The 22548-nt window shown below is 63.6% G+C and carries 23 protein-coding genes; 10 read left to right on the top strand and 13 right to left on the bottom strand.

Annotated features, from left to right (window positions below):
- The first annotated feature begins 197 nt into the window (after positions 1-197).
- Together bamJ and ACYQ12_RS02430 are read left to right on the top strand one after the other, a co-directional pair.
- On the top strand, positions 198-926 hold the full coding sequence (bamJ, locus tag ACYQ12_RS02435; protein ID WP_459867195.1) for a BamJ family beta-barrel-assembly machinery protein: 729 nt from the start codon (positions 198-200) through the stop codon (positions 924-926).
- 331 nt (positions 927-1257) lie between these two features.
- Positions 1258-2355: an extracellular catalytic domain type 2 short-chain-length polyhydroxyalkanoate depolymerase gene (locus ACYQ12_RS02430; protein ID WP_459867192.1), complete on the top strand. Its 1098-nt coding sequence runs from the start codon at positions 1258-1260 to the stop codon at positions 2353-2355.
- On the opposite strand, the gene ACYQ12_RS02425 is transcribed toward ACYQ12_RS02430, so the two are convergent.
- Both ACYQ12_RS02425 and ACYQ12_RS02420 read right to left on the bottom strand, forming a co-directional pair.
- The gene (locus ACYQ12_RS02425) at positions 2352-2954 is read right to left on the bottom strand and encodes an SCO family protein (RefSeq protein WP_459867189.1); all 603 of its coding nucleotides are present in this window, start codon (positions 2952-2954) and stop codon (positions 2352-2354) included. The two genes, ACYQ12_RS02430 and ACYQ12_RS02425, sit on opposite strands and share 4 nt — an antisense overlap.
- Entirely contained in the window at positions 2951-3466 is a 516-nt protein-coding gene (locus tag ACYQ12_RS02420) for a hypothetical protein (RefSeq protein ID WP_459867186.1), read from the bottom strand. Before ACYQ12_RS02420 ends, ACYQ12_RS02425 begins: the two co-directional genes overlap by 4 nt.
- A 180-nt stretch (positions 3467-3646) precedes the next feature.
- Here ACYQ12_RS02420 and ACYQ12_RS02415 point away from each other — a divergent pair, with 180 nt between their 5' ends.
- Positions 3647-4561: an AEC family transporter gene (locus tag ACYQ12_RS02415; RefSeq protein ID WP_459867183.1), complete on the top strand. Its 915-nt coding sequence runs from the start codon at positions 3647-3649 to the stop codon at positions 4559-4561.
- 8 nt (positions 4562-4569) lie between these two features.
- On the opposite strand, the gene ACYQ12_RS02410 is transcribed toward ACYQ12_RS02415, so the two are convergent.
- From ACYQ12_RS02410 to ACYQ12_RS02390, 5 genes are all read right to left on the bottom strand, one after another.
- A complete protein-coding gene (locus tag ACYQ12_RS02410; protein ID WP_459867180.1) occupies positions 4570-5574 on the bottom strand; it encodes a 2-hydroxyacid dehydrogenase in 1005 nt (334 codons plus the stop codon).
- 504 nt (positions 5575-6078) lie between these two features.
- The gene (gene trmB / locus ACYQ12_RS02405; protein WP_459867177.1) at positions 6079-6837 is read right to left on the bottom strand and encodes a tRNA (guanosine(46)-N7)-methyltransferase TrmB; all 759 of its coding nucleotides are present in this window, start codon (positions 6835-6837) and stop codon (positions 6079-6081) included.
- Between the two features lie 31 nt (positions 6838-6868).
- Positions 6869-7669 carry a thiazole synthase gene (locus ACYQ12_RS02400; RefSeq protein WP_459867174.1) on the bottom strand — a complete coding sequence of 267 codons (801 nt, stop codon included), beginning with the start codon at positions 7667-7669 and terminating at the stop codon, positions 6869-6871.
- Between the two features lie 91 nt (positions 7670-7760).
- Complete coding sequence (gene thiS, locus ACYQ12_RS02395) at positions 7761-7961, bottom strand: sulfur carrier protein ThiS (protein ID WP_459867171.1); 201 nt, start codon at positions 7959-7961, stop codon at positions 7761-7763.
- Between the two features lie 52 nt (positions 7962-8013).
- On the bottom strand, positions 8014-9495 hold the full coding sequence (locus tag ACYQ12_RS02390) for an alanine/glycine:cation symporter family protein (protein ID WP_459867168.1): 1482 nt from the start codon (positions 9493-9495) through the stop codon (positions 8014-8016).
- A gap of 170 nt (positions 9496-9665) precedes the next feature.
- On the opposite strand from ACYQ12_RS02390, the gene ACYQ12_RS02385 reads away from it, so the two are divergent.
- Entirely contained in the window at positions 9666-10046 is a 381-nt protein-coding gene (locus tag ACYQ12_RS02385; protein ID WP_459867165.1) for a DUF423 domain-containing protein, read from the top strand.
- 47 nt (positions 10047-10093) lie between these two features.
- On the opposite strand, the gene ACYQ12_RS02380 is transcribed toward ACYQ12_RS02385, so the two are convergent.
- Entirely contained in the window at positions 10094-10513 is a 420-nt protein-coding gene (locus tag ACYQ12_RS02380; protein ID WP_459867162.1) for a PaaI family thioesterase, read from the bottom strand.
- 156 nt (positions 10514-10669) lie between these two features.
- Positions 10670-12874, bottom strand: a complete 2205-nt coding sequence (locus ACYQ12_RS02375; RefSeq protein ID WP_459867159.1) for a malate synthase G — start codon at positions 12872-12874, stop codon at positions 10670-10672.
- Between the two features lie 264 nt (positions 12875-13138).
- On the opposite strand from ACYQ12_RS02375, the gene ACYQ12_RS02370 reads away from it, so the two are divergent.
- The 3 genes from ACYQ12_RS02370 to ACYQ12_RS02360 all read left to right on the top strand — a co-directional run bounded on the left by ACYQ12_RS02370 (position 13139) and on the right by ACYQ12_RS02360 (position 15823).
- Positions 13139-14110 carry an alpha/beta hydrolase gene (locus ACYQ12_RS02370; RefSeq protein ID WP_459867156.1) on the top strand — a complete coding sequence of 324 codons (972 nt, stop codon included), beginning with the start codon at positions 13139-13141 and terminating at the stop codon, positions 14108-14110.
- On the top strand, positions 14107-14595 hold the full coding sequence (locus ACYQ12_RS02365; protein ID WP_459867153.1) for a hypothetical protein: 489 nt from the start codon (positions 14107-14109) through the stop codon (positions 14593-14595). The genes ACYQ12_RS02370 and ACYQ12_RS02365 overlap by 4 nt, the downstream gene beginning before the upstream one ends.
- Before the next feature lie 85 nt (positions 14596-14680).
- Positions 14681-15823 carry an aminotransferase class I/II-fold pyridoxal phosphate-dependent enzyme gene (locus ACYQ12_RS02360; protein WP_459867150.1) on the top strand — a complete coding sequence of 381 codons (1143 nt, stop codon included), beginning with the start codon at positions 14681-14683 and terminating at the stop codon, positions 15821-15823.
- Positions 15824-15835: 12 nt separating this feature from the next.
- Here the strand turns inward: ACYQ12_RS02360 and ACYQ12_RS02355 are convergent, their stop codons facing one another.
- The 3 genes from ACYQ12_RS02355 to ACYQ12_RS02345 all read right to left on the bottom strand — a co-directional run bounded on the left by ACYQ12_RS02355 (position 15836) and on the right by ACYQ12_RS02345 (position 19145).
- Positions 15836-16882, bottom strand: coding sequence for a sodium:calcium antiporter (locus ACYQ12_RS02355; protein WP_459867147.1), 1047 nt, complete (start codon positions 16880-16882; stop codon positions 15836-15838).
- Between the two features lie 96 nt (positions 16883-16978).
- Positions 16979-18493 (bottom strand): YifB family Mg chelatase-like AAA ATPase, encoded by a 1515-nt coding sequence (locus ACYQ12_RS02350; protein ID WP_459867144.1) that lies wholly within the window; start codon positions 18491-18493, stop codon positions 16979-16981.
- 211 nt (positions 18494-18704) lie between these two features.
- Positions 18705-19145 carry an accessory factor UbiK family protein gene (locus ACYQ12_RS02345; protein ID WP_459867141.1) on the bottom strand — a complete coding sequence of 147 codons (441 nt, stop codon included), beginning with the start codon at positions 19143-19145 and terminating at the stop codon, positions 18705-18707.
- A gap of 253 nt (positions 19146-19398) precedes the next feature.
- Here ACYQ12_RS02345 and ACYQ12_RS02340 point away from each other — a divergent pair, with 253 nt between their 5' ends.
- From ACYQ12_RS02340 to glnK, 3 genes are all read left to right on the top strand, one after another.
- Entirely contained in the window at positions 19399-19737 is a 339-nt protein-coding gene (locus ACYQ12_RS02340) for a P-II family nitrogen regulator (protein WP_459867138.1), read from the top strand.
- A 25-nt stretch (positions 19738-19762) separates the two neighbouring features.
- Positions 19763-21022, top strand: a complete 1260-nt coding sequence (locus tag ACYQ12_RS02335) for an ammonium transporter (RefSeq protein ID WP_459867135.1) — start codon at positions 19763-19765, stop codon at positions 21020-21022.
- 153 nt (positions 21023-21175) lie between these two features.
- Positions 21176-21514: a P-II family nitrogen regulator gene (glnK, locus tag ACYQ12_RS02330; RefSeq protein WP_459635063.1), complete on the top strand. Its 339-nt coding sequence runs from the start codon at positions 21176-21178 to the stop codon at positions 21512-21514.
- A 116-nt stretch (positions 21515-21630) separates the two neighbouring features.
- Here the strand turns inward: glnK and ACYQ12_RS02325 are convergent, their stop codons facing one another.
- Positions 21631-22398 (bottom strand): ferredoxin--NADP reductase, encoded by a 768-nt coding sequence (locus ACYQ12_RS02325; protein WP_459874454.1) that lies wholly within the window; start codon positions 22396-22398, stop codon positions 21631-21633.
- Between the last annotated feature and the right edge of the window lie 150 nt (positions 22399-22548).

Here is a 22548-nt window from a genome sequence, read left to right as displayed (position 1 = left end):
CTTTTGTTGTCGATGTAAAGCCAGAAAAGAGCAAAGCCCGATCAATGTCAAGCCGAGGGCCCGGAAGCCACACGGATGCGGAACCTATCGTACCCTGTTAGAGTCCCAGTAAATTCCAAGACCACCCTGGCATTCGGCCGTACCGCGTCACGGCGCCTACCGGTCTTATCCGAAGTGAACCGCCTCAAGGAGTTTTCATGAAAAAACTGGTGACTGCCGTGGCTTTCGGCAGCCTGCTGACCGCGCCTCTGCTGACCTTCGCCGCACCGCAGAGCGACGAGGAGAAACTCAGCTACAGCATCGGCGCCACGCTGGGGCAAAGCCTCGTGCAGGACATCGACAACCTCGATATCGACGCCTTCACCCAGGCCATCGAGGATGTCTATTCCGATGCGGACCTGCAGATGAGCGAAGAGGAGATGATGCAGACCCTGTCCCAGTTCCAGCAGCAGAAGGTCGCGGAACGCGAACAGGAGATGAAGCAGCTCGCCGAGGAGAACCGCAAGGCCAGCGAGGCCTTCCTGGCCGAGAATGCCAAGAAGGAAGGCGTCGAGGTCACCGACTCCGGCCTCCAGTACAAGGTGCTCGAGTCCGGTGACGGGGAGTCGCCCAGTGCCGATTCCACAGTCAAGGTGCACTACGAAGGTACGCTTCCCGACGGCACGGTATTCGACAGCTCCTACAAGCGGGGCGAACCGATCAGCTTCCAGGTCGATCAGGTGATCGAAGGCTGGCAGGAAGCGCTGCCGATGATGCATGTGGGTGACACTTGGATGCTCTATGTCCCCTCCGACCTCGCCTATGGCCCGGCCGGCACCGGTGGTCCCATCGGCCCCAACCAGGCGCTGACCTTCAAGGTCGAGCTGCTGGGTATCGAGGATGGTGCCGAGACTTCCCAGAACAGCGGCTCAGATAGCGGGGAATAAAGCCGCCGTCATGCACGCCGCCCACCGGGGCGGCGTTTTTTTGTCAGCCTCGAGCCTGTGGATAATACTGTGGATGCATTGTGTTTCTGCAGTGATCAAGCCGGGGATAGCGTGTGGCAATTCATCTCACCTCTTCTAGCAGAATGTCTCGCAGGCGTTGTGAGATACTCATAACTGCCTGTCAAGCCTGTCGAATTTCGAAGGCTCACGAAGCCGTGGTGACCATAACGGCAGGCGTAGCTATCCACAACCGGCTGGGTATCGAGCTTTCCTATTTTGTGGACAACATTTCGTGATGCGTTCGTTAGCTGACTGTTTAAGCAAAGAAAAAATGCAAGGTCGCACAGCTCTGATGCTGCTCCTCACACTCGCGGTGTCGCCTTTCGCCGTCGCCGAGGAGGAGAGCGGCCCGCCTCCGCTGCCGGTTCTCACTGTCGAGCCGGATGCCGTTAGCGTGATGGGTGTATCGTCAGGCGGCTATATGGCGACCCAGTTGGCCGTAGCATGGCCGGAAACGTTTTCCGGGCTGGCTGTCTTTGCCGCCGGCCCCTGGCACTGCGCCCGGGGCAGCCTGCACCACGCGTTGAACCAGTGCATGAATACCCGTGACGGCCTGCCCGATCTCGACGCCATCGAGGCACAGCGCGCCGATTACCAGGCGCAGAATCTGGTAGGCAGTGATGCAGCCCTGGCCCAGCAGCGCGTCTTCATCTGGCACGGCGCGCAGGACGCGGTGATCGCCCCCCGCCTGGGTGAACTCCTGGCCGAACAGTACCGCCATTGGCTCGCCGATCCACAACGCCAGCTCGAGTTTCGGCTCGCCCCCCAGGCCGCTCACGGTTGGCCGACGGCCGATGACACCAAGGAAGCCCCCCTCGTACCCTGCGGCGAGGAGGCCAGTCCCTACTTGCTTGACTGCGACACATCGAATGCCGACGACGCCCTCGCCTGGCTCTACCCACAGCGGCACCCCGACGCCACGCAAGGCGGAGCTGCCTCCATAGCCGCGGGTACGCTTTACCCCTTCGACCAGCGCGACTTCTATACAGGACGCCGCCTGGCGGAGACCGGCTATGTCTATGTGCCCGAGAGCTGCGAGCAGGGTCGGCCCTGCGCACTCACCGTTGCGCTGCATGGCTGCAACATGAGCAGCGAACGGATCGGCGAGGCTTTCGCGCGCCATTCGGGATTGAATCGCTGGGCCTCGCAACACCGCCTGGTCGTGCTTTATCCCCAGGCCGAACCCAGCCTGCCCAATCCGCAGGGCTGCTGGGACTGGTGGGGCTATGACGAAAGTACCTGGCAACTGCATCCGCTGCACGATACCCACAACGGCCGGCAAACCGCGGCGCTCAAGGCCATGGTCGATCACATCAGCGGCAGGGGCCCACTGCAGGAGAAGAAGGAGTCGCGGGCGGCGACGTTCTAGAAAGCCAGCGCCCGTGACAGGGCCTCGCGTAACACGTCGGGCGTCGGCGAGAAGACCACCTGCTCGAGAATATGGCCCTGCGCATCGACGATGAAGATTGAGCTGGAGTGATCCACGCTATATCCCTGCGGATCCTCCTCGGCTCCGACCTTGCGCCAGACCACACCGTAACGCTCCCCGATCTCCGCCAGCGCTTCCGGCGTGCCCGTGGCGCCGACGAAGGCGGGGCCGAAGTGGCTCACATAGGCCTCCAGGCGTGCCAGGGTATCGCGCTCGGGATCGACGGAAATCAGCACCGGCACTACCCGCTCCCGGGCCTTTTCGGGCAGTTGTGCCAGAGCCTGACGCATGTTGGCCAGCGTCACGGGGCAAACGTCGGGACAGAAGGTGTAGCCGAAGAAAATGACTGCGATCTGGTCCGGCCCGAGCGCCGAGAGCCGGAATTCGCCCTGCGCCTGGGTCGAGTCCAGCACGATAGGGCCGCCCGCCTCGGCCGGCCCGCCATCATTCTGCCAACGATGGACCAGGAGCCCTCCGACAAAACCGGCCAGCATCAGCGTCAGGACCAGCAGTCCGATGACAGGACGCCGATTCGTCATAGGGGCCTCCGCCGGAGATCGAAATCGAACCAGCTGCCCTTGCGTCCCTGGGACGTCTCGACAACCACCTGGGCGCGCCAGGGCATCACGTTGTCAGTGCAGATACCGAGTTGCCCCACGCCGTGAAAGACTCCGCCGTCCTGCGGCTCGAGATGGAAGCGATTGAGCCCCATGTTCATGTTGCGGCCGATGAACTCGACGAAGACGTCCTGAGCTTCGATCCCTTCAAGCCTGACGCTGAGTTCGATGGGCGCCATGGGGCGCAGTTCGCCATCGACACCGAATGTCAGGCGCGAATGCAGCCCCAGTTCGGCGGAGCAGGCCTCGTGCATCAGATCGCAGGAACCGTTGGGGGGATACCAGGTGATGTCCTGGTTCGAGCCGTGGATGTAGTAATCGGCCAGGTACCACAACGCCACCACCATGGTGGCCAGCGTGACGAGTATCAGCAGATTGAGCAGCGGCGAACGTGTCTTGTCGTCATCGTGACGCAGCATGTCGGAAGGTTGCATAGCGGGACCGGCACTCCGGAAAGGAACGCTCAGCTTACCAGCATGACGTGCGCCGGACACTGTCCGTCATCGGCTTCGCTACGCTATATTAGCCGAGACACATGATGTGCCGCTGCGGTCCATCATGTACGCGTCGCCGACCACCCAGCGGGGCGGCCCGATCACCATGACGGAGAGAACATGACCGCGGTCGAAAGCGCTCTGGGCCCGTTGTTTCTACTGATACTGCTGGGTGTCGCTCTCGGCTGGCGAGGCTTCCCCGGCAGTGGCTTCTGGCCGCAGATGGAACGGCTGATCTATTTTCTGCTGTTCCCCGCCATGCTGGTCGCCACGCTTGCCAATGCCGACGTCTCGCAGGTACCGGTGGCCCGCCTGGCACTGGTGCTGCTAGGCGCCATGATCCTCTTTGCCCTGGTGCTGTGGCGCTGGCGCCACGCTCTGTCGCTCGAGGCTCCCGCCTTCACCTCGGTGATGCAGGGCGCACTGCGCTTCAATACCTACGTCGGCGTGGCCGGTGCCGCCGCGCTGCACGGTCCGGCCGGCACCACGGCGGCGGCCGTTGCCGTGGCACTGATGGTTCCGGTGGTCAACGTGCTGTGCGTGGCCGGGTTCATCGCCGCCGGCACTCTGGGGCCCTCGAGTCTCGCTCGCAGCCTGGCGGCACTGGCCCGCAACCCGCTGATCCTGGCCTGTGTGGCCGGTATCGCTCTCAACCTGTCGGGTATCGGCCTGCCCGGCTGGAGCCGGCCGGTCGTCGAACTGATCGGCCGCGCCGCCCTGCCGCTGGGGCTGATCGCCGTTGGCGTGGCGCTGCGCCCTGCCGCTCTGCTGGGTAGCGGCCGCGCCTTCTGGTACTCGAGCCTCATCAAGCTGGCGGCAATGCCGCTGGTGGTGCTGGGGCTGGCCTGGCTGACCGGCATCGACCCGATCACCCGCGACGTGGCGCTACTGTTCGCCGCCCTCCCTACCGCCACCTCCGCCTACATCCTTGCTCGCCAGTTGGGTGGCGATGCAGAGCTCATGGCCGCCCTGGTCACCGGCCAGACCTTGCTGGCGATGCTGACACTGCCTGCCTGGCTGGCCCTGGCCGGCTAAGTGCCGTCTCAGGCCTTGGCCGGCAGCACGCGATTGGCACACGCCTCGCCCCGCGCCAGACACGCCAGGTTATCCAGGGTGACCTCGGCGATTTCGGTCAGCGCCTCGCGGGTGAAGAAGCCCTGATGGCCGGTAATCAGCACGTTGGGAAAAGTGACCAGGCGCTGGAAGACGTCATCGTCGATGATCTCGCTGGAGCGGTCGCGGAAGAACAGCGAGGTCTCCTGCTCGTAGACATCGATACCCAGGCCACCGAGCTGGCATGACTTGAGGGCGTCGATCACCGCCCGCGTATCGATCAGTGCTCCGCGAGAGGTGTTGATCAGCAGGGCTCCCGGTTTGATCAGCTCCAGCGTCTCGGCATTGATCAGATAGCGGGTCTCCTCGGTCAGCGGGCAATGCAGGGTGATCACGTCGCTCTCCGCCAGAAGACGCGCGCGCGGCACATACTCCCCTCCCAGGTCGGTGAATGCGGACGCCGGGTAGCGGTCCTCGCCGAGCAGGCGGCAGCCGAGACCGTGAAATATCCGCGCCGCAGCCAGTCCGATGCGCCCGGTGCCGATAATGCCCACCGTCTTGCCATGCAGCGTCATCCCCAACAGGCCTTCGAGCATGAAGTTGCCTTCCCGGACCCGATTGAAAGCCCGATGGGTGCGCCGATTGAGGGTCAGCAGCAACGCTAGCGTATACTCCGCCACGGCCTCCGGCGAGTAGGCCGGCACGTGGACGACGCTTATCGCCAGCCGCTCGGCCGCGGCGAGGTCCACATTGTTGAAACCGGCGCAGCGCAGCGCCACCTGGCCGATGCCCAGCGCCTTGAGCCGGGTGAGCACCTCGACATCGAGACAGTCGTTGACGAAGACGCATACGCAGTCGGCCCCCTGTGCCAGGATGGCACTTTCCAGGGTCAAGGCGGTTTCATGATAGGTGATCAGAAAACCGTGGCGCGTGTTGGCTTCGTCGAAGAAGCGCCGGTCATAGGGCTGGGCGCTGAACATGACGACATGGGACATGCGACACCTCCGGTATTCGATGAAAAATATTCTCGTTACGCTTGACGATTCAAATGAGAATGATTACCTTTACTTCCAGTGGTACTCGCCAAGTGCCGCTGGCCTAAGCAGCGAATGTCAGGTTCCTGCCCATGGTTATCTCCTCATCAAGCTAGTCACGGTCTTGTGCCGCCCACTCGGGCGGCCTTTTTTGTTTATACCCCCATGACCGGATATACCTTACGGCGAGGCTCCCGGCCAAACGAAAAGAAAAAGCGATCGCCGGCTTGACGCATTGAATGATAATGATTATCTTTTATTGGCGGTTGCTTGCCAGCCACCGCTGCCATTGGCAGGAAGTCAGGTTCCCGCCATGGTTTCTCCTCATCAAGCTAGTCACGGTCTTGTGCCGCCCACCCGGGCGGCCTTTTTTATCCTGCCACGTCTTGCGCCATCTCAACGTCAGCACAAAAAAACGCCGCTTCCGAGAAAGCGGCGCCTGGACGACCCTGGCATGGCAGCGCATCAGTCGATGCGCGTATAGATCAGATCCCACACGCCATGCCCCAGCTTCTCGCCGCGCACCTCGAACTTGGTCAGCGGGCGGAAATCCGGACGCGGCACGAAGATGCCGTCGGTGGCGGTGTTGCGATAGCCCGGTGCCTGGTCCATGAGTTCCGCCATCTGCTCGGCATAGGGCTCCCAGTCGGTGGCCATGTGGAACAGGCCGCCGATTTTCAACCGTGTACGCACCAGCTCGATGAATGCCGGCTGCACGATACGTCGCTTGTGATGTTTCTTCTTGGGCCAAGGATCGGGAAAGAACAGCTGCAACGTATCCAGACAGGCCTCGGGCAGACAGCGGCGCAGCACCTCCAGCGCGTCCTCGCGATACACGCGCAGGTTGGTCAGGCCTCGCTTGTCGGCCTCGTCGAGCAGCTTGCCCACGCCCGGCGCATGCACCTCGATGCCGATGAAATCGGTGTCGGGATGCTGCTCGGCCTGCTCGATCAGGGACTGGCCCATGCCGAAACCGACCTCCACCACACGTGGCGCATGGCGTCCGAACAGCGCATCGAGATCCTGCATGCCTTGCTCAAGCGTCAGGCCCAGACGCGGCCAGACCTCTTCCAGGCCACGATTTTGCGCAACAGTCATGCGTCCGGCACGCAGCACATAGCTTTTCACGCCACGATGCGGTCGCGCATCCGGTGACGCCTGGGGGGCATCCGGTTCGGCGGGCGCGTCTTCGGCCCGGGACGGGGGCAAACGTTCGTCACTCATGCAGCGCTTCTTCAAGATCCTGTCGGGTTGATCAACCATTGATACGGCCGGCGAGCGGCGAGGAGGCGCTGGCATAGGCCTTGCGCGGCATGCGTTCGGCGAGAAACGCCTCGCGTCCGGCCTCGATGGCCTTGCGCATGGCACTGGCCATCAGTACCGGCTGGCGGGCATGGGCGATGGCCGAGTTCATCAGCACGCCGTCGCACCCCATCTCCATCGCCAGTGCCGCATCCGAGGCGGTGCCGATACCGGCATCGACGAGAACCGGCACCTCGGCGTTCTCTAGAATGATCGCCAGACTGTGCGGGTTCAGCAGGCCATGTCCCGAGCCGATCAGCGAGCCCAGCGGCATCACCGCACAGCAGCCGAGGCGCTCGAGCTCCTTGGCGACGATGGGATCGTCGCTGGTGTAGACCATCACGTCGAAACCGTCGTTGACCAGTTCCTCGGCGGCCCGGAGAGTCTCCATCACGTTCGGGTACAGTGTCTTGTCGTCACCGAGCACCTCGAGCTTGACCAGACTGTGACCGTCGAGCAGCTCGCGGGCCAGCTTGCAGGTACGCACCGCATCCTTGGCGGTGTAGCAGCCGGCGGTATTGGGAAGCAGGGTATAGCGCTCGGGCGATACAGCGTCGAGCAGGTTGGGCTCGTCGGGATTCTGGCCCAGGTTGGTACGACGCACCGCCACGGTGACGATTTCCGCACCGCTGGCCTCGATGGCCGTCGCGGTCTCGTCGAAATCCCGGTACTTGCCGGTACCGACCAGCAGGCGCGAGGCGAAGGTACGCCCGGCGATGGTCAATGGCGTATCGACGCGAGTGTCAGCGCTCATGGGAACTCTCCTGAACAAGTTGGGCCTGAACAAGTTGGGCTGGGCCGCCCGCCCCTCGGGCCGGCCGCGGCAAAGGCAGGTCTCGATGCGATCAGCCGCCGCCGATGGCATGCACGATCTCCACCCGGTCGCCTTGCGTCAGGCGGGTATCGTCATGCTCGCTGCGCGGCACGATGTCCTCGTTGACTTCGACGGCGATGCGCCGCCCGCGCAGCCCGAGCCGATCGATCAGCTGGCTGACGGTCAGCTCCGTGTCGAACGCTTGCATCTCTCCATTGAGCTGAATCTGCATGACGGCCTCTCACCAGAGTTGAGGGGCCGCCAGTGTAACGCCAAAGTCCGCCTCAGGCATCCTTGGGTGGCCACACATCGGCATCGACCTGCTCCGGCCGCTTGAGCACCTTGGGATCGAAAACCGGCTCCGTGATGCCGTTGCGACGCTGCTGTTCGTAGTCCTTGAGCACGCGCAGCGCAATCGGTGACATGATCAGGATGGCGAACAGGTTGGTAGTGGCCATCAGCCCCATGGCGAGATCGGCGAAGTCCCAGACGAAATCGAGGTTGGCCACGGCACCGATCATGGCCATGGCGAGGACCGCAAAGCGCAGGACATGCACCGCCATGCGCGCATGGCGACGGAACAGGTACTCGATGTTCACCGCCGAGAAGGAGAAGTTGGCCAGGATCGAGGTAAAGGCGAACAGGAAAATGGCAATGGCGATGAATATCTCGCCGAACCCGCCCAGATGATCGACCATGGCATCCTGGGTCAGTTGGATGCCTTCGATCGATCCTCCCGGCGAGTCGGACAACAGCCGCTCATACACGCCAGAGAGCAGGATCACTACCGCCGTGCAGCTGCAGACCACCAGCGTGTCGACGAAAACGCCAAAGGATTGCACCAATCCCTGCGCCGCCGGATGCTTCACGGTGGCCTGCGCCGCGGCGTTGGGCGTAGAGCCCATACCGGCCTCGTTGGAGAACAGCCCGCGCTTGATGCCGTTCTCCATCGCCACCTTGATCGAATATCCCGCTGCCCCTCCCACTGCCGGGCCGAAACCGAAGGCGCTCTTGACGATCAGCGCGAGCATGTCGGGAACGGCGGAGATATTGGCAAACAGGATCCACAACGCCACCAGCAGATAGGCAATGGCCATGACCGGGACGATCTTCTCGGCGGCACGCGCCACGGATTTCAGGCCACCGTAGATCACCAGCCCGGCCAGACAGACCACCACGATGCCGGTTATCCAGTTGGGGACACCGAAGGCACCGTTCATTCCCTGGGCGATGGTGTTGGACTGGGCGGCATTGAAGGCCAGGCCATAGGCGATCAGCAGGAATATGGCGAACAGCGACCCCAGCCAGCGCCAGCCCAGGCAGCGTTCGATGTAATAGGCCGGCCCGCCACGAAAGACACCGTCTTCATTGCTGTGCTTGTAGACCTGCGCCAGGGTCGACTCGACGAAGGCCGTGGCAAAGCCCACCAGCGCGGTCATCCACATCCAGAAAATCGCCCCGGGCCCGCCTATCCAGAGCGCCAGCGCGACCCCGGCCAGGTTGCCGGTGCCCACGCGAGCCGCCATCGAGGTGGCGAACGCCTGGAAGCCGCTGACGCCCTCCCCCGCGCCGCGAGAGGTGAAGGTCACTTTCGCCATGTGCCCGAACAGCCGGACCTGCATGCCTCGTGTCAGTACGGTAAACAGCAGGCCGGCCCCCAGCAGCAGATACACCAGGATATAGCTCCAGATGAAGTCACTGACCGGGGTCATCACCACGTAGATGGCATCGCGCAACGGCGCGACAAGCGAGACAAGGGGTTCCATGGCATTATTCTCCTGGGTTCGTCATGCGCCTGCCCGAGACACCGCGCCTGATGTCATCGAGACGGACCTTTCAAGGCCGGCATGATAGCCGTGGTGCGCACATGATGAAACGTCAGTGCACGTCACGCATCGTCCATCAACGCAGCATAGACATTCAGGAGATGCTTAACATGCCCTATCGTCTTGCCTGGGTCGCCACGGCGCTGAGCGGCTTTGTCATGGTCATGGCCGGCGCCTTCGGGGCGCACGGTCTGGAAGGGAAGGTGTCCGCGCAGCTGCTCGAGGCCTTCGAGACGGGCGTGCGCTACCAGGCCTGGCACACCCTGGCGATACTCGCCGTGCTGATATGGCGCCAGCAGATGCCGCTTCGCGGTCAGCGGTGGGTGCTCGCGCTGTGGGGGGCCGGCATCGTGCTGTTTTCGGGGTCGCTGTATGCCCTGGTCCTGCTCGGCACCCGGGGACTGGGCATGATCACGCCGCTGGGCGGCATGCTGTTCATGGCCGGCTGGCTGACGCTGGCGGTGACGGCCTGGCGGGGCAGAAGCGTCTAGGGTCTGTTGACGCTGCAACGCGGTTCGCGCTGAAACGTCACCAGCCCCTAATCCTCGTCGCGATCGGGCAACGCATAGGTGGCGGTGACGATGGCCACCGGGTCTTCGTCGCTGCCGGAGAACAGCTGCACCTCGCCCACCGCCAGCCGTCGGCCCAGCTTGATGATGTGGGCATTGGCGATCAGGTCGCGATCGCCGCGGGCACGGCGCAGGAAATGGCAGTTGAGATCGGTGGTCACCGCCATCGGCTCCGGGCCGATCTGGGCGAGAATCGCCACGTACAGGCAGACGTCGGCCAGCCCCATCATCGTCGGCCCCGATACGCAGGCGCCGGGGCGCAGGTGTTCATCCTCGATGGCCAGGCTCATGGTGGCGCGCCTGTCGTCGACGCCCTCGATGGTTCCCTGGCGATGGGGAAAGACACCGTCGAGAAAATCTTCGATGGCGGCGGCGGTCATCACGGGCATGGCAGGATCTCCCGGCGGTCAGTGGCAAGCGGTCATGCTGCAAAGGCAAAGATAGCGCAGCCCGACGCCGTTTCGCATCACCAGGATGCAAAAACGGCCCCGGACTCATGTCCCGGGGCCGTCGGTAACGGCAAAACCGTCGAGGCTAGTGCCTGATCAGCCCTGACGGACCTTGGCCTTGTGCACCGCACGCCAGTGGTGCAGCAGCGGCTCGGTGTAGCCCGCCGGCTGCTCGCGGCCCTTGAAGATCAGGTCCGAGGCGGCCTGGAAGGCGCTGGAGTCAGAAAAATGCGAGGACATCGGCGTGTAGCCAGCGTCGCCCGCGTTCTGCTCGTCGACCACCTTGGCCATGCGCTCGAGCGTCTCGCGCACCTGCTGCTCGCTGACCACGCCATGGTACAGCCAGTTGGCGATGTGCTGGCTGGAGATACGCAGCGTGGCGCGATCCTCCATCAGGCCGACATCATGGATATCGGGCACCTTGGAGCAGCCCACGCTGTGCTCGACCCAGCGCACCACGTATCCCAGGATGCCCTGGCAGTTGTTGTCGAGCTCCTGCTGGATCTCGTCGCTGGACCAGCTGGGATTCTCGGCCACCGGCACGGTGAGCAGGTCGTCGAGCAGGTCGGGCTCGCCCTGCGCTTCCAGTTCCTGCTGGATGGCGGCGACATCGACCTGATGATAGTGAAGGGCATGCAATGTCGCGGCGGTGGGCGACGGGACCCAGGCGGTGTTGGCACCGGCCTTGGGATGGCCGATCTTCTGCTCGAGCATCGCCGCCATCAGATCGGGCATGGCCCACATACCCTTGCCGATCTGGGCGCGCCCGCGCAGGCCGCAGGCCAGGCCGACCTGGACGTTGTTGCGCTCGTAGGCGGCAATCCACTTGGCGCCCTTCATATCGCCCTTGCGGATCATCGGACCGGCTTCCATGGCGGTGTGCATCTCGTCGCCGGTACGGTCGAGGAAACCGGTGTTGATGAACACCACGCGCGAGGCGGCTTCGTTGATGCACGCCTTGAGGTTGACCGTGGTACGGCGCTCCTCGTCCATGATGCCCATCTTGAGCGTGTCGCGGGGCAGACCCAGCAGATCCTCGACGCGGCCGAACAGCGTGTTGGAGAACGCCACTTCCTTGGGGCCGTGCATCTTGGGCTTGACGATGTACACCGAGCCTTCGCGGCTGTTGGTGATGGAGCCGGCATCGCTTCCGGTACTGCCCTTCTTGTTGAGATCATGCATGGCGATCAGGCTGGTCATCACCGCATCCAGCATGCCCTCGGGGATCTCGGCGCCGTTCTCGTCGAGGATCGCCGGCGTGGTCATCAGGTGGCCGACGTTGCGCACGAACATCAGCGAACGTCCCGGCAGCGTCACTGTCCGATTGTCGGGCGCGGTGTATTCGCGGTCGGGATTGAGCCGGCGGGTGACGGTCTTGCCGTTCTTGGCCAACTGCTCCTCGAGATCGCCCTTCATCAGCCCCAGCCAGTTGCCGTAGACAATGACCTTGTCCTCGGCATCGACGGCGGCGACGGAATCCTCGCAATCCATGATGGTGGTGACGGCGGCCTCGATCAGCAGGTCCTTGACATGCGCCGGGTCGGTCTTGCCAATGGGATGCTCGGCATCGATCTGGATCTCGATGTGCAGGCCGTGGTGGGCAAGCAGGATCGCCTGGGGCGCGGTTTCATCGCCCTGATAGCCGACCAGCTGCTGAGGCTCCTTGAGCCCGGTCTCGCCGCCGCCCTGCAGGGTGACGACGAGCTTGCCATCACGCAGCGCGTAGCCGGTGGAGTCCTTGTGGGAGCCCTCGGCCAGCGGTGCGGCCTGGTCGAGCACGCCGCGGGCGTAGGCGATGACCTTCTCGCCGCGCTTGGGATTGTAGCTCGTGCCCTTTTCGGCGCCATCGGCCTCGGAAATGGCGTCGGTGCCGTAGAGCGCGTCGTAGAGACTGCCCCAGCGGGCGTTGGCGGCATTCAGCGCATAGCGGGCGTTGCTGACCGGTACCACCAGCTGCGGACCGGCCTGCACGGCAATCTCGGGATCGACGTTGCTCGTGGTGACCTTGACCGAGCTCGGCGCCTCGACCAGATAGCCGATTTCCTTGAGGAAGGTGCGGTAGGCCGCCATGTCGCTCACCGGACCGGGATGCTCGCGATGCCAAGTGTCGAGTTCGCGCTGCAGACGGTCGCGCTCGGCGAGCAGCTCGCGGTTGGTGGGGGCCAGATCATGAACTAGCGCATCGAGCCCGCTCCAGAAGGCAGCGGCGTCGATGCCGGTCCCGGGCAGGGCGCGGTTCTCGATGAAGCGATGCAGCTCGGCAGCCACCTGCAGGCGGTGGCAGGTTACGCGTTCGGTCATGAGAGTCTCCTACGTTCTGTCTGAAGCGGGCTCGGTATGCGTTGCGCTCTAGCTGCGCTCATTCACTTGCCCAGACGAAACCTGATGTGCCGGCTCGCTCACTGACCGATCCGGCATGAATATGGAAAACACTTCCACATATTAACTCAAGCCTGGCCAAGTGTCTTCCCACCTTAGGCGTAGACCCGCGAGGCTGCCATTGCGGGCCATCGAGTAGCTTCGCTGCGATAGCCGGACTAGCATGAAGCATACCGGAGGAATCACATGACCGACTTCACACCGCTGCAGGCACTGGGCCCGCTGGCCAGGATCGAATCGCCACTGGCCTCGCCGCTGGCCGGTTACCTGACACATTATCGACTGGCACCGCTGGTCACGCAGGGTATCTGTCTGCACGCCGGCTTCTTCGGGGCCTGTCAGTTTCGCCTCTGGGCACAGGTATGGACGCCGCCCAACCCGCATGGCACGGCATTCGTGGTCCACGGCTATTTCGATCATCTGGGCCTGTACGGCCATCTGCTGCGCATGTTGCTGGCCCAGGGCTGGCAGGTCGTGCTGTGGGATCTGCCGGGGCACGGACTGTCGAGCGGCCCCCGCGCGACCATCGATGATTTCGGCGACTATGCGATGTGCCTCGAAGCCCTGCAGCAGGAAGTGGAACGTCAAGGACTCGCACCGCGCCCCTGGGTCGGCATCGGCCAGAGCACCGGCGGCGCGATCCTCGCCACCGATGCATTGAGCCGCGGGCAGCAGTCGCCCTGGGCCGGCCTGGCCCTGCTGGCGCCGCTGGTGCGCCCCTGGGGCTGGTCGCAGTCGAGCTGGCTGCACCGCCTCGTCAGCCCCTTCGTGGATTCGATTCCGCGCAAGTACCGGGCCAACTCCAACGATGCCGACTTCGCCGATTTTCTGCGCAGCCAGGATCCGCTGCAGCCCGACCGTTTGGCGTTGGCCTGGGTCAGCGCCATGCGAGACTGGATGCCGCTACTGCTGTCGCTGCCGTCCAGCGAACTGCCGGTGCTGATCCTGCAGGGCGAGCAGGACCTGACCGTCGACTGGCCGTGGAATCTCGAGACGCTGCAGGGCAAGTTTCCCAATGCCCGCATCCAGCGCCACCCTGAGGCCCGCCACCATCTGGTCAACGAAACCGAAGCCATACGTGAAATGCTTTTCCAGCAGCTGGAGGGATTTCTCGCCACCCAGCGCGCGCCCTCGACGCTGAGCGCTGAACTCTCATGAGCCATCGTCTGTTGCCGATGCTGCTGATCGTGCTATGGCTGGCTGGATGTGCCGGCGCACCGCAGCATCCCCAGAATCCCCGTCAGGCCGTCTACGGCCTGAGTCAGCGCACCGCCGAGGAGCTGTTGGCCCATCCGCCCTGGAACCGGGCCAGCCAGGAGATCGTGTTGCTGGTCGTCCCGCCGGAAGTCGACGATTCGCTGGAGATCACTCCCCAGCGCTTTCACGAGTCATTGACGCGCGCCCTGCTGGCCCAGGCGGGCGGCCCTCAGGTACTGGACTGGTCGCCCGACATGGAGCGAGGCACGACACCCGACAATCAATGGCTGGTCGTGAGCCGCCTGCAGGCCACCGATCCTGCCCTGCGCCTCTCCGACCGCGTCCTGCGTCCCTACCGGCTGGAGCTGGTACTGCGCCGTCTAGGCGAGAGCAGCCCCGCCTGGCAGCAGCAACTGACAGGCGCTCTCGACGTCAGCGCGCTGTAGCCTCGACAGCGCCAGGGCACACGCGCTTTGTCAGCAGGCATGGGCAGGGTCACAATAGGGATTTTGCACTTGCCGAGGACCGTTCATGCCGCGTTACGCCCGTCATCTGGACCGCGAGGGTCCCCACAACCCCTTTCCCGGACTGAAGGCAATGGAGCGGCGCCTGGGCCAGGCCATCCCCCATCGCCTGGGATCCAATGAAGGGCTCGACATGCCGCACGCCGCACTCTCGGCACGCTTTGGCAGCGCCGTCGCGGAACTGGCGCGCAGCTATGGCGACGCCGAGGCCATGGACGTACGTACCCGACTGGCCATGCAACTGGGCACGCCGCTCGAGGCCCTGCTGGTCGACGCCGGTGCCGACAGCCTGATGGCCTTGGCCCTGCGAGCCCTGTGCGACCCCGGCAGTCCAGTGATCGCCAGTGCAGGCACCTACCCTACCTTCGGCTATTTCGCCGAAGGCCAGGGCTGCCGCCTGATCGAGGTGCCCTATTACGAGACCCGGCGCGAAGCCCGGTACGAAGCCAAGGGCCGTCAGCAGACACCGCAACTCGCCCCCGATCTGCAGCGTCTGGCGCAAACGGCGCATGCGGAGAATGCCCGCGTCGTCTATCTGGCCAACCCCGACAATCCCGCCGGTCACCTTCACGACGACGCTGCCATCGCGTGGCTATGCGAGGCATTGCCCGAGGAGTGCACGCTGATCCTGGACGAGGCCTACCACGACTTTCGCGAGGACAGCGAAGCGCCATCGGCCGGCGCAATACTCTCGAGAGCGGTCCGCCTGCGGACCTTCTCCAAGGCACACGGCCTGGCCGGGCTGCGAATCGGCTATGCCATCGCCACACCCGAGGCCATCGCCATGATGCAGAAGGTGAGAATCCATTACGCGGTCTCGTCGCTGGCACTGGCGGCGGCGGAAACCCTGCTCGACCATCCCGAGGAAACCCGTCGGCACATTCGTGACACGATCACGCGTCGCGAACGCCTCGCCGACCATCTGCGCGGACTCGGCGCAGAGGTATTGCCCAGCGCCACCAACTTCATCGCCGTGCGCATGGCCGATGCCTCGCTGGCAGCCGAAATCCAGCAGACGCTGCTCGCCGAGGGCAGCCTAGTGCACCGCCCTCCGCACCCGGCGCTGGGTCACATACTGCGTATCAGTGCCGTCGAGGATGCGCTGGTGCCGGGGCGCCTGGCCGCGCTGGAAAAGGCTCTGGCAGGCTAATCCGAGCCGCCGCTAGCCCCCGATCTCGTTTTCGGTCAGCACCATGACCACCCCGGTGAGATAGAGGCCGATGAGAGTGACGCTTTCGAAGCCGATATGCCCGAGGCCGTGTTTCTCGCGCCGCACCAGCCCCATGAGCAACACCCCGGTCATGAGCAGGGAGAGCGCCACCCACATCAGCACGTCGTCGGACACGGCGTGGTAGATCGAGCCTTCGCGATAGGCGATGTCCGAGGCGGCGGCAAAGAGCGTGTCGAAGGCGTTGCCACCGATGATGCCGCCCACGGCCAGGGTCAGGGCGCCGCGTCGCACGGCCGCCACCGAGGTTACCAGTTCCGGCAACGAGGTCACTACCGAGGTGAGCAGAACCCCGATCGCCGCCTGGCTCAGCCCGGTTTCCTCGGCGATGACGGTGGCCGAGCGCTGCAGCAACCACCCCGTGATACCCAGAATCGACGCCATGAGGATAAATGCCAGCCACAGGGAGACCAGCGAGCGCTGCATGGACGCCTCATCCGGCACATCCTCGCGCGTCTCGTGGGTACGCGCCGGCTTCCACATGGCTTCACTCTGTCCGCGATCCACCACGCGCAAGCCATAAAAGTACCCCAGCAGCAGCAAGGGGGTGACCGGGTGAATGCTCCAAAACGTCACTTCGGGGGAGAAACTTCCGACAAGAATCAGCGACAGCATGCACAACAGCAACGTGCCCTGCATGAGATTGCCGATGGAGGCCGCGGCATGCTCGAGGTTGACGCGACGCAGGAACAGATCCGCCACGGTGAGAAACAGCGTCTGCACGGCAATGCCGCCCAGCGCGTTGCTCATCGCCAGTTCGGGCTGGCCCTCCAGAGCCGCCGTGACCGACAGCACGATACCCGACAGCGAAGTCGCCATCCCCAGCAGTACGGCACCCGCAATGGCTTCGCCCAGACCGGTGCGATCGGCAAGTTCGTCCACGATCCGCGTCAGTCGCGTGCCGATCACGCCGATCACCGCCGCACATACCGTGAAGAGAATCAGGCTTACGGACAGATCCATGTCCTGAAGATTGAGCAAGGCGACCTCCTGTCTGCCATGGTTGAATACATTCACCCGCTCTGGCGTCCTGCCTATTGAGGGTAGTGCAGGTTCGTGAGGGGGACCCGCTGCGGGTTACCGGCCGCTCCCCGCACCGGTCAATCGGTCGAGCTGGCGGTAGCCGATCGCCTCCATCAATTGTGTCTGGCCTGGCCGTGGCTCCCCGGCCAGATCGGCCAGCGTCAGCGCCACGCGCAACACGCGATGATAGGCGCGCGCCGAGAGGTTCAGGCGGTTGAGCACGTCGGCCAGCCAGGTGCGCTCCTGATGATTCAGTTCGCAACACGCTTCCAGCGCCTGCCCCGGCAGATGGGCATTGAGCGCTCCCCTGGCCAGCTGACGCTGCCGAGCCGCCAGCACCCGTTCGCGCACTACCTGCGAACTCTCGCCCTGGCGCTGCTCGGTCAGTTGGGCGGCGGGAATCGCCGGGACTTCCACCTGCAGGTCGATACGGTCGAGAAGCGGGCCGGACAGGCGCGACTGATAGCGCTGGATCTGGGCCGAGGTGCAGATGCAGGCGCGCCGCGGATCGCCAAGGTGGCCGCAAGGGCACGGGTTCATTGCCGCCACCAGTTGAAAACGCGCAGGATAGCGGCGTTGGTGGCTGGCTCTGGCGATGTGGATCCGTCCCGACTCCAGCGGCTCGCGAAGCACTTCCAGCACATGCCGATCGAATTCCGCCACCTCGTCCAGAAACAGCACGCCGTGGTGAGCCAGCGATATCTCCCCGGGACGCGGCCGCGAACCGCCACCCACCAGGGCCACGGCGCTTGCCGTGTGGTGCGGCGCCCGGAAGGGTCGCTGCCCCCAGCGCTCGAGGATCGGCAGACCGCACACCGAACGTACTGCCGCGACCTCGAGAGATTCGTCATCGCTCAGCGGCGGCAGGATGCCCGACAGGCGGCTGGCCAGCATCGTCTTGCCGGTTCCCGGAGGACCACAGAACAGCAGGTTGTGCCCTCCCGCTGCAGCAACCTCCAATGCCCGCCGAGCCTGGTGCTGTCCACGCACCTCCTTGAGATCGGCTTCGGGCAGCTGCGGTGCGGGAGGCTCACCAAGCTGGTGCACGGCGATGCGTTCCTGATTCAACAAATGCGCCACCACCTGCAACAGATGAGTGGCCGGATAGACCTCGATGTCCCCGGCAAGTGCCGCTTCGTCGGCATTGGCCTCCGGAAGCAGCAGGCGGCGCCCTTCGCGCACCGCCGCCAGTGCCGCCGGTAACACTCCGGTGACCGGGCGCAGACGACCGTCCAGAGCCAGCTCGCCCAGGCATTCCAGCCCGGCCACGGCAGCCTCGGGAATCTGTCCTGAAGCGACCAGAATGCCCAGGGCGATGGGCAGATCGAAACGTCCACCCTCCTTGGGCAGATCCGCCGGCGCCAGGTTGAGCGTGATGCGACGAGAAGGGAATTCGAAACCGGCGTTGATCAGTGCGCTGCGCACCCGCTCCCGGCTCTCCTTCACCGCGGCTTCCGGCAATCCCACGATGGCCAGTCCCGGCAGGCCATTGGTGAGATGCACCTCGACCAGCACTTCCGGTGCCTCGAGCCCCAGGCTCGCGCGCGTATTGATGATGGCGAGCGCCATGCCCTTCTCCTCGTCGCTCAGGTTATTAGCGTAATCTCTGATATACGCCGATATGGCGCTCAAGCCAACCCGAACGCTTACCTTTCGTTACGCTACGCCATCATTTGACGACTCGACCGTTAATGGACATTCGCCCTGACCTGACCGGCGAAGCCGCAATCACGCAAGTCGTGACTGCCCCGGCATGGCACCGGCCACGCGCCCCAAGGCGTCAGGCCGTTGGCTTGTTGCGATCGCGAGGAGATATCGTCGCGCCCGTCTCCGCACCGCCGGCATCCTCCGCGGGCGTGCTTGGTGCGCCATCCGCAGCATCCTTTACCGCAGGTTCACTCGACGCCGCGGATCCAACGGAGGCCTGCGAGGACGTGGAAGGACCTCCCGAGGCAGGAGCTGAAGCGGTGGGCGCTTCGGCCGCCAATGCCACTTCCAGTGCCTCGACCTGTTTCTCCAGTGCCTCGACCCGCTGACGGGTACGTTGCAGTACGTCCATGAGAATATCGAAATCTTCCCGGGAAACGAGTTCCAGGCGATCGAAAGCACCGCGCATCACGCTCTGTACGCTGCGCTGGATATCTTCCGGTGCATGCGAGGCATCCTGGAGCCGTTCGCCGATCTGCTGGGCCAGTCGCCCGAGCCTGTCATTATTCGCCATGAGCTGATCCTCTTGTGAGAGCGGAGACATCCACAGCATACGCAAGACACGTCAAATGCGCATACGCCGACATGGTGCAGGGCGTTTCCAGGCCTGCACAACAAGAGTGCACAAACGGACCCTTGCCTTTTACCTCTCGACGGTCCGTCTTCCCACAACAACCATATCCAACTGAATTTAATTGATTTTTATCCATGTGGCATGTGTTCTGCCTGCTGTCGGATAGGCGAAAGCCGATAACGGGAGAACTGGGATGAAACTCATCACCGCCATTATCAAACCCTTCAAGCTCGACGATGTCCGGGAGGCGCTGGCCGATAACGGCGTCCAGGGCATCACGGTCACCGAGGTGAAGGGGTTTGGGCGCCAGAAAGGTCATACGGAGCTCTATCGCGGCGCTGAGTACGTCGTGGATTTTCTACCCAAGGTAAAGATCGAGATCGCCTTGGAAGACGAGCGCGTGGAAGGCGTTCTGGACGCCATTCGCACTGCCGCCAACAGCGGCAAGATCGGTGACGGCAAACTCTTCGTCACGCCGCTCGATGATGTCATTCGCATCCGTACGGGTGAACGCGGGGCCGACGCCGTCTGAGGCGCGGGACTTAGGAGAACACATAATGAATGAACTGACTGGGCAAATGACCGGGCTGGCGTACGCTCTGGACACTTTCTACTTCCTGATTTCCGGTGTGCTGGTCATGTGGATGGCCGCAGGCTTCGCGATGCTGGAAGCGGGCTTGGTACGCTCCAAGAACACCGCCGAGATTCTGACCAAGAACATCGTGCTGTTCGCCATCGCCTGCACCCTGTATCTGCTGTTTGGCTACCACCTGATGTACTCGAGCGGCGAAGGCGGCATCTTTCCGAGCCTCGGCTTCCTGCTGGGCGGCGAAAACAGCGTGGAGGATGTGATGAGCAGCGGTGGCGACGTCTACTACTCCGCCCGGGCCGACTTCTTCTTCCAGGTCGTTTTCGTGGCCACCGCCATGTCCATCGTTTCCGGCGCCGTGGCCGAGCGCATGAAGCTCTGGGCCTTCCTGGCCTTCGCCGTGGTCATGACCGGCGTCATCTACCCTGTCTCCGGCTACTGGACCTGGGGTGGCGGCTGGCTGTCCGCCATCGGTTATTCCGACTATGCCGGCTCGGGGATCGTGCACCTCGCCGGTGCGTCCGCTGCACTGGCCGGCGTGCTGGTTCTCGGGCCGCGCAGGGGCAAGTACGGCAAGAACGGCGCCATCTTCGCCATTCCCGGCTCCAACCTGCCGCTGGCCACTCTGGGGACCTTCATCTTGTGGATGGGCTGGTTCGGCTTCAATGGCGGCTCCGAGCTGATGGTTTCCACCATCGACTCCGCCAACCACATGGCCCAGGTTCTGGTGAACACCAACGCCGCGGCTGCCGGCGGCGTCATCGCCGGGCTGGTGCTGGCCAAGCTCTGGTTCCGCAAGGCGGATCTGACCATGGCGCTCAACGGCGCCATCGCCGGCCTGGTGGCCATTACGGCGGATCCGCTGTCACCCTCCGCGCTGGGTGCCACCCTTATCGGTGCCATCGGCGGCCTGCTGGTGGTGGTTTCCATCGTCGCCCTCGACAAGCTGAAGATCGACGATCCGGTCGGCGCCATCTCCGCTCACGGCGTGGCCGGTATCTGGGGCGTGATGGTGGTACCGGTGAGCAACGCCGAGGCCACCTTCGTGGCCCAGTTGATCGGCGCCATCGGCATCTTCGCCTGGGTCTTCATCGCCAGCCTGGTCGTCTGGCTGATTATCAAGGCCGTCATGGGTGTTCGTGTCAGCGAAGAGGAGGAATACGAGGGTGTCGATCTCGCCGAGTGCGGCCTGGAAGCCTATCCCGAATTTATCGTCGGCAAGAAGTGAGCCGATGCAACGAGTGAGCTGGCGTGCTCCCCTGGCCCCCTTCGGGGGGCCTTTTTTAATCCCTGACCAAGCGGTGTATGCTTGAGGCATGATCACTTGGCATAAAATGGGGTGGTGCGCGCCACCCGCATCCCCAATGCGAGGAGAATGACGATGAAACTGGTGACCGCCATCATTAAGCCGTTCAAGCTGGACGACGTCCGTGAGTCGCTGTCGGAAATCGGTGTACAGGGTATTACCGTGACCGAGGTCAAGGGCTTCGGCCGTCAGAAGGGCCACACCGAACTGTATCGTGGCGCCGAGTATGTGGTCGACTTCCTGCCCAAGGTCAAACTGGAAGTCGCCGTGGATGACGACATGACCGACAAGGTCATCGATGCCATCACCCAGGTTGCCAACACCGGCAAGATCGGGGACGGCAAGATCTTCGTCTCGCCGCTGGAACAGGTCATCCGCATCCGCACCGGAGAGACGGGAAAGGACGCGGTCTGATCGAGCGGCAACAACAGGCTTGCAGCAGAGCGGTAAGAAAAACCCCCACCGGTCACGCAGCCGATGGGGGTTTTCAATGACAGGTACTGATCGAAAAGCGGGCGAGCGCAGCCCTGCTACTTCTCGACGAAGGCGCGTTCGATCACATAGTCGCCCGGCTCGCCCATGCGCGGCGAGATGTTGAAGCCCAGCTCGTCGAGCAGTGCACTGGTGTCGTCGAGCATCGCCGGGCTGCCGCAGATCATTGCACGGTCCTGCTTGGGATCCATCGAGGGCAGACCGGTATCCTCGAAAAGCTTGCCGGTACGGATGTGATCGGTCAGGCGGCCCATGGTGTGAAACGCCTCGCGCGTCACCGTGGGATAGTAGACCAGCTTCTCGCGCACCTCGTCGCCCAGGTACTCGTGTGCCGGCAGTTCCTTGCCGATGAAGTCGGCATAAGCCAGTTCGCTGACCTCACGTACGCCGTGTATCAGCACGACCTTCTCGAAGCGTTCGTAGACCTCGGGGTCCTGAATCAGGCTCATGAAGGGCGCGAGGCCGGTTCCCGTGGACAGCATGTACAGGTTGCGTCCCGGCAGCAAATCATCCACCACCAGCGTTCCCGTGGGCTTGCGGCTGACCATGATCTGATCACCGACCTTGAGGTGCTGCAGACGCGAGGTCAGCGGGCCATCCTGGACCTTGATGCTGAAGAACTCGAGATGATCCTCGTAGTTGGGGCTGGCAATGGAGTAGGCACGCATCAGCGGCTTGCCGTTGACCTCCAGCCCGATCATCACGAACTGGCCGTTCTTGAAGCGCAGACTGCGTTCACGTGTCGTGCGAAAAGTGAACAACGTGTCGTTCCAGTGGTGGACACTGAGGACTTCTTCAAGCGCCATCTTGCTCACGGGTGGGCTCCTCGCGTTATGGCCAAGGCGAATGATGTCGCCGGTAAGAGTGATGAAATTCTATGCTGCGGTAACCTATCTGTTAAATGGATTGTCTGGATAAGACTTATCTATAATGCAGATAAAACGACAGGAAACCCG

The sequence above is a fragment of the Halomonas shantousis genome (assembly GCF_054654615.1).
Note: the sequence above shows the minus strand (reverse complement) of the source record. Positions and strands in the feature narration are given on the sequence as shown.

Coding starts and splice junctions, on each gene's coding strand:
- ACYQ12_RS02325 (WP_459874454.1), bottom strand. CDS start 22,398: ATGGCGCTTGAAGAAGTCCTCAGTGTCCACCACTGGAACGACACGTTG.
- ACYQ12_RS02370 (WP_459867156.1), top strand. CDS start 13,139: ATGACCGACTTCACACCGCTGCAGGCACTGGGCCCGCTGGCCAGGATC.
- ACYQ12_RS02375 (WP_459867159.1), bottom strand. CDS start 12,874: ATGACCGAACGCGTAACCTGCCACCGCCTGCAGGTGGCTGCCGAGCTG.
- ACYQ12_RS02420 (WP_459867186.1), bottom strand. CDS start 3,466: ATGCAACCTTCCGACATGCTGCGTCACGATGACGACAAGACACGTTCG.
- ACYQ12_RS02350 (WP_459867144.1), bottom strand. CDS start 18,493: ATGGCGCTCGCCATCATCAATACGCGCGCGAGCCTGGGGCTCGAGGCA.
- trmB (WP_459867177.1), bottom strand. CDS start 6,837: ATGAGTGACGAACGTTTGCCCCCGTCCCGGGCCGAAGACGCGCCCGCC.
- ACYQ12_RS02365 (WP_459867153.1), top strand. CDS start 14,107: ATGAGCCATCGTCTGTTGCCGATGCTGCTGATCGTGCTATGGCTGGCT.
- thiS (WP_459867171.1), bottom strand. CDS start 7,961: ATGCAGATTCAGCTCAATGGAGAGATGCAAGCGTTCGACACGGAGCTG.
- ACYQ12_RS02425 (WP_459867189.1), bottom strand. CDS start 2,954: ATGACGAATCGGCGTCCTGTCATCGGACTGCTGGTCCTGACGCTGATG.
- ACYQ12_RS02400 (WP_459867174.1), bottom strand. CDS start 7,669: ATGAGCGCTGACACTCGCGTCGATACGCCATTGACCATCGCCGGGCGT.
- bamJ (WP_459867195.1), top strand. CDS start 198: ATGAAAAAACTGGTGACTGCCGTGGCTTTCGGCAGCCTGCTGACCGCG.
- glnK (WP_459635063.1), top strand. CDS start 21,176: ATGAAACTGGTGACCGCCATCATTAAGCCGTTCAAGCTGGACGACGTC.
- ACYQ12_RS02415 (WP_459867183.1), top strand. CDS start 3,647: ATGACCGCGGTCGAAAGCGCTCTGGGCCCGTTGTTTCTACTGATACTG.
- ACYQ12_RS02430 (WP_459867192.1), top strand. CDS start 1,258: ATGCAAGGTCGCACAGCTCTGATGCTGCTCCTCACACTCGCGGTGTCG.
- ACYQ12_RS02390 (WP_459867168.1), bottom strand. CDS start 9,495: ATGGAACCCCTTGTCTCGCTTGTCGCGCCGTTGCGCGATGCCATCTAC.
- ACYQ12_RS02380 (WP_459867162.1), bottom strand. CDS start 10,513: ATGCCCGTGATGACCGCCGCCGCCATCGAAGATTTTCTCGACGGTGTC.
- ACYQ12_RS02410 (WP_459867180.1), bottom strand. CDS start 5,574: ATGTCCCATGTCGTCATGTTCAGCGCCCAGCCCTATGACCGGCGCTTC.
- ACYQ12_RS02335 (WP_459867135.1), top strand. CDS start 19,763: ATGAATGAACTGACTGGGCAAATGACCGGGCTGGCGTACGCTCTGGAC.
- ACYQ12_RS02360 (WP_459867150.1), top strand. CDS start 14,681: ATGCCGCGTTACGCCCGTCATCTGGACCGCGAGGGTCCCCACAACCCC.
- ACYQ12_RS02345 (WP_459867141.1), bottom strand. CDS start 19,145: ATGGCGAATAATGACAGGCTCGGGCGACTGGCCCAGCAGATCGGCGAA.
- ACYQ12_RS02340 (WP_459867138.1), top strand. CDS start 19,399: ATGAAACTCATCACCGCCATTATCAAACCCTTCAAGCTCGACGATGTC.
- ACYQ12_RS02385 (WP_459867165.1), top strand. CDS start 9,666: ATGCCCTATCGTCTTGCCTGGGTCGCCACGGCGCTGAGCGGCTTTGTC.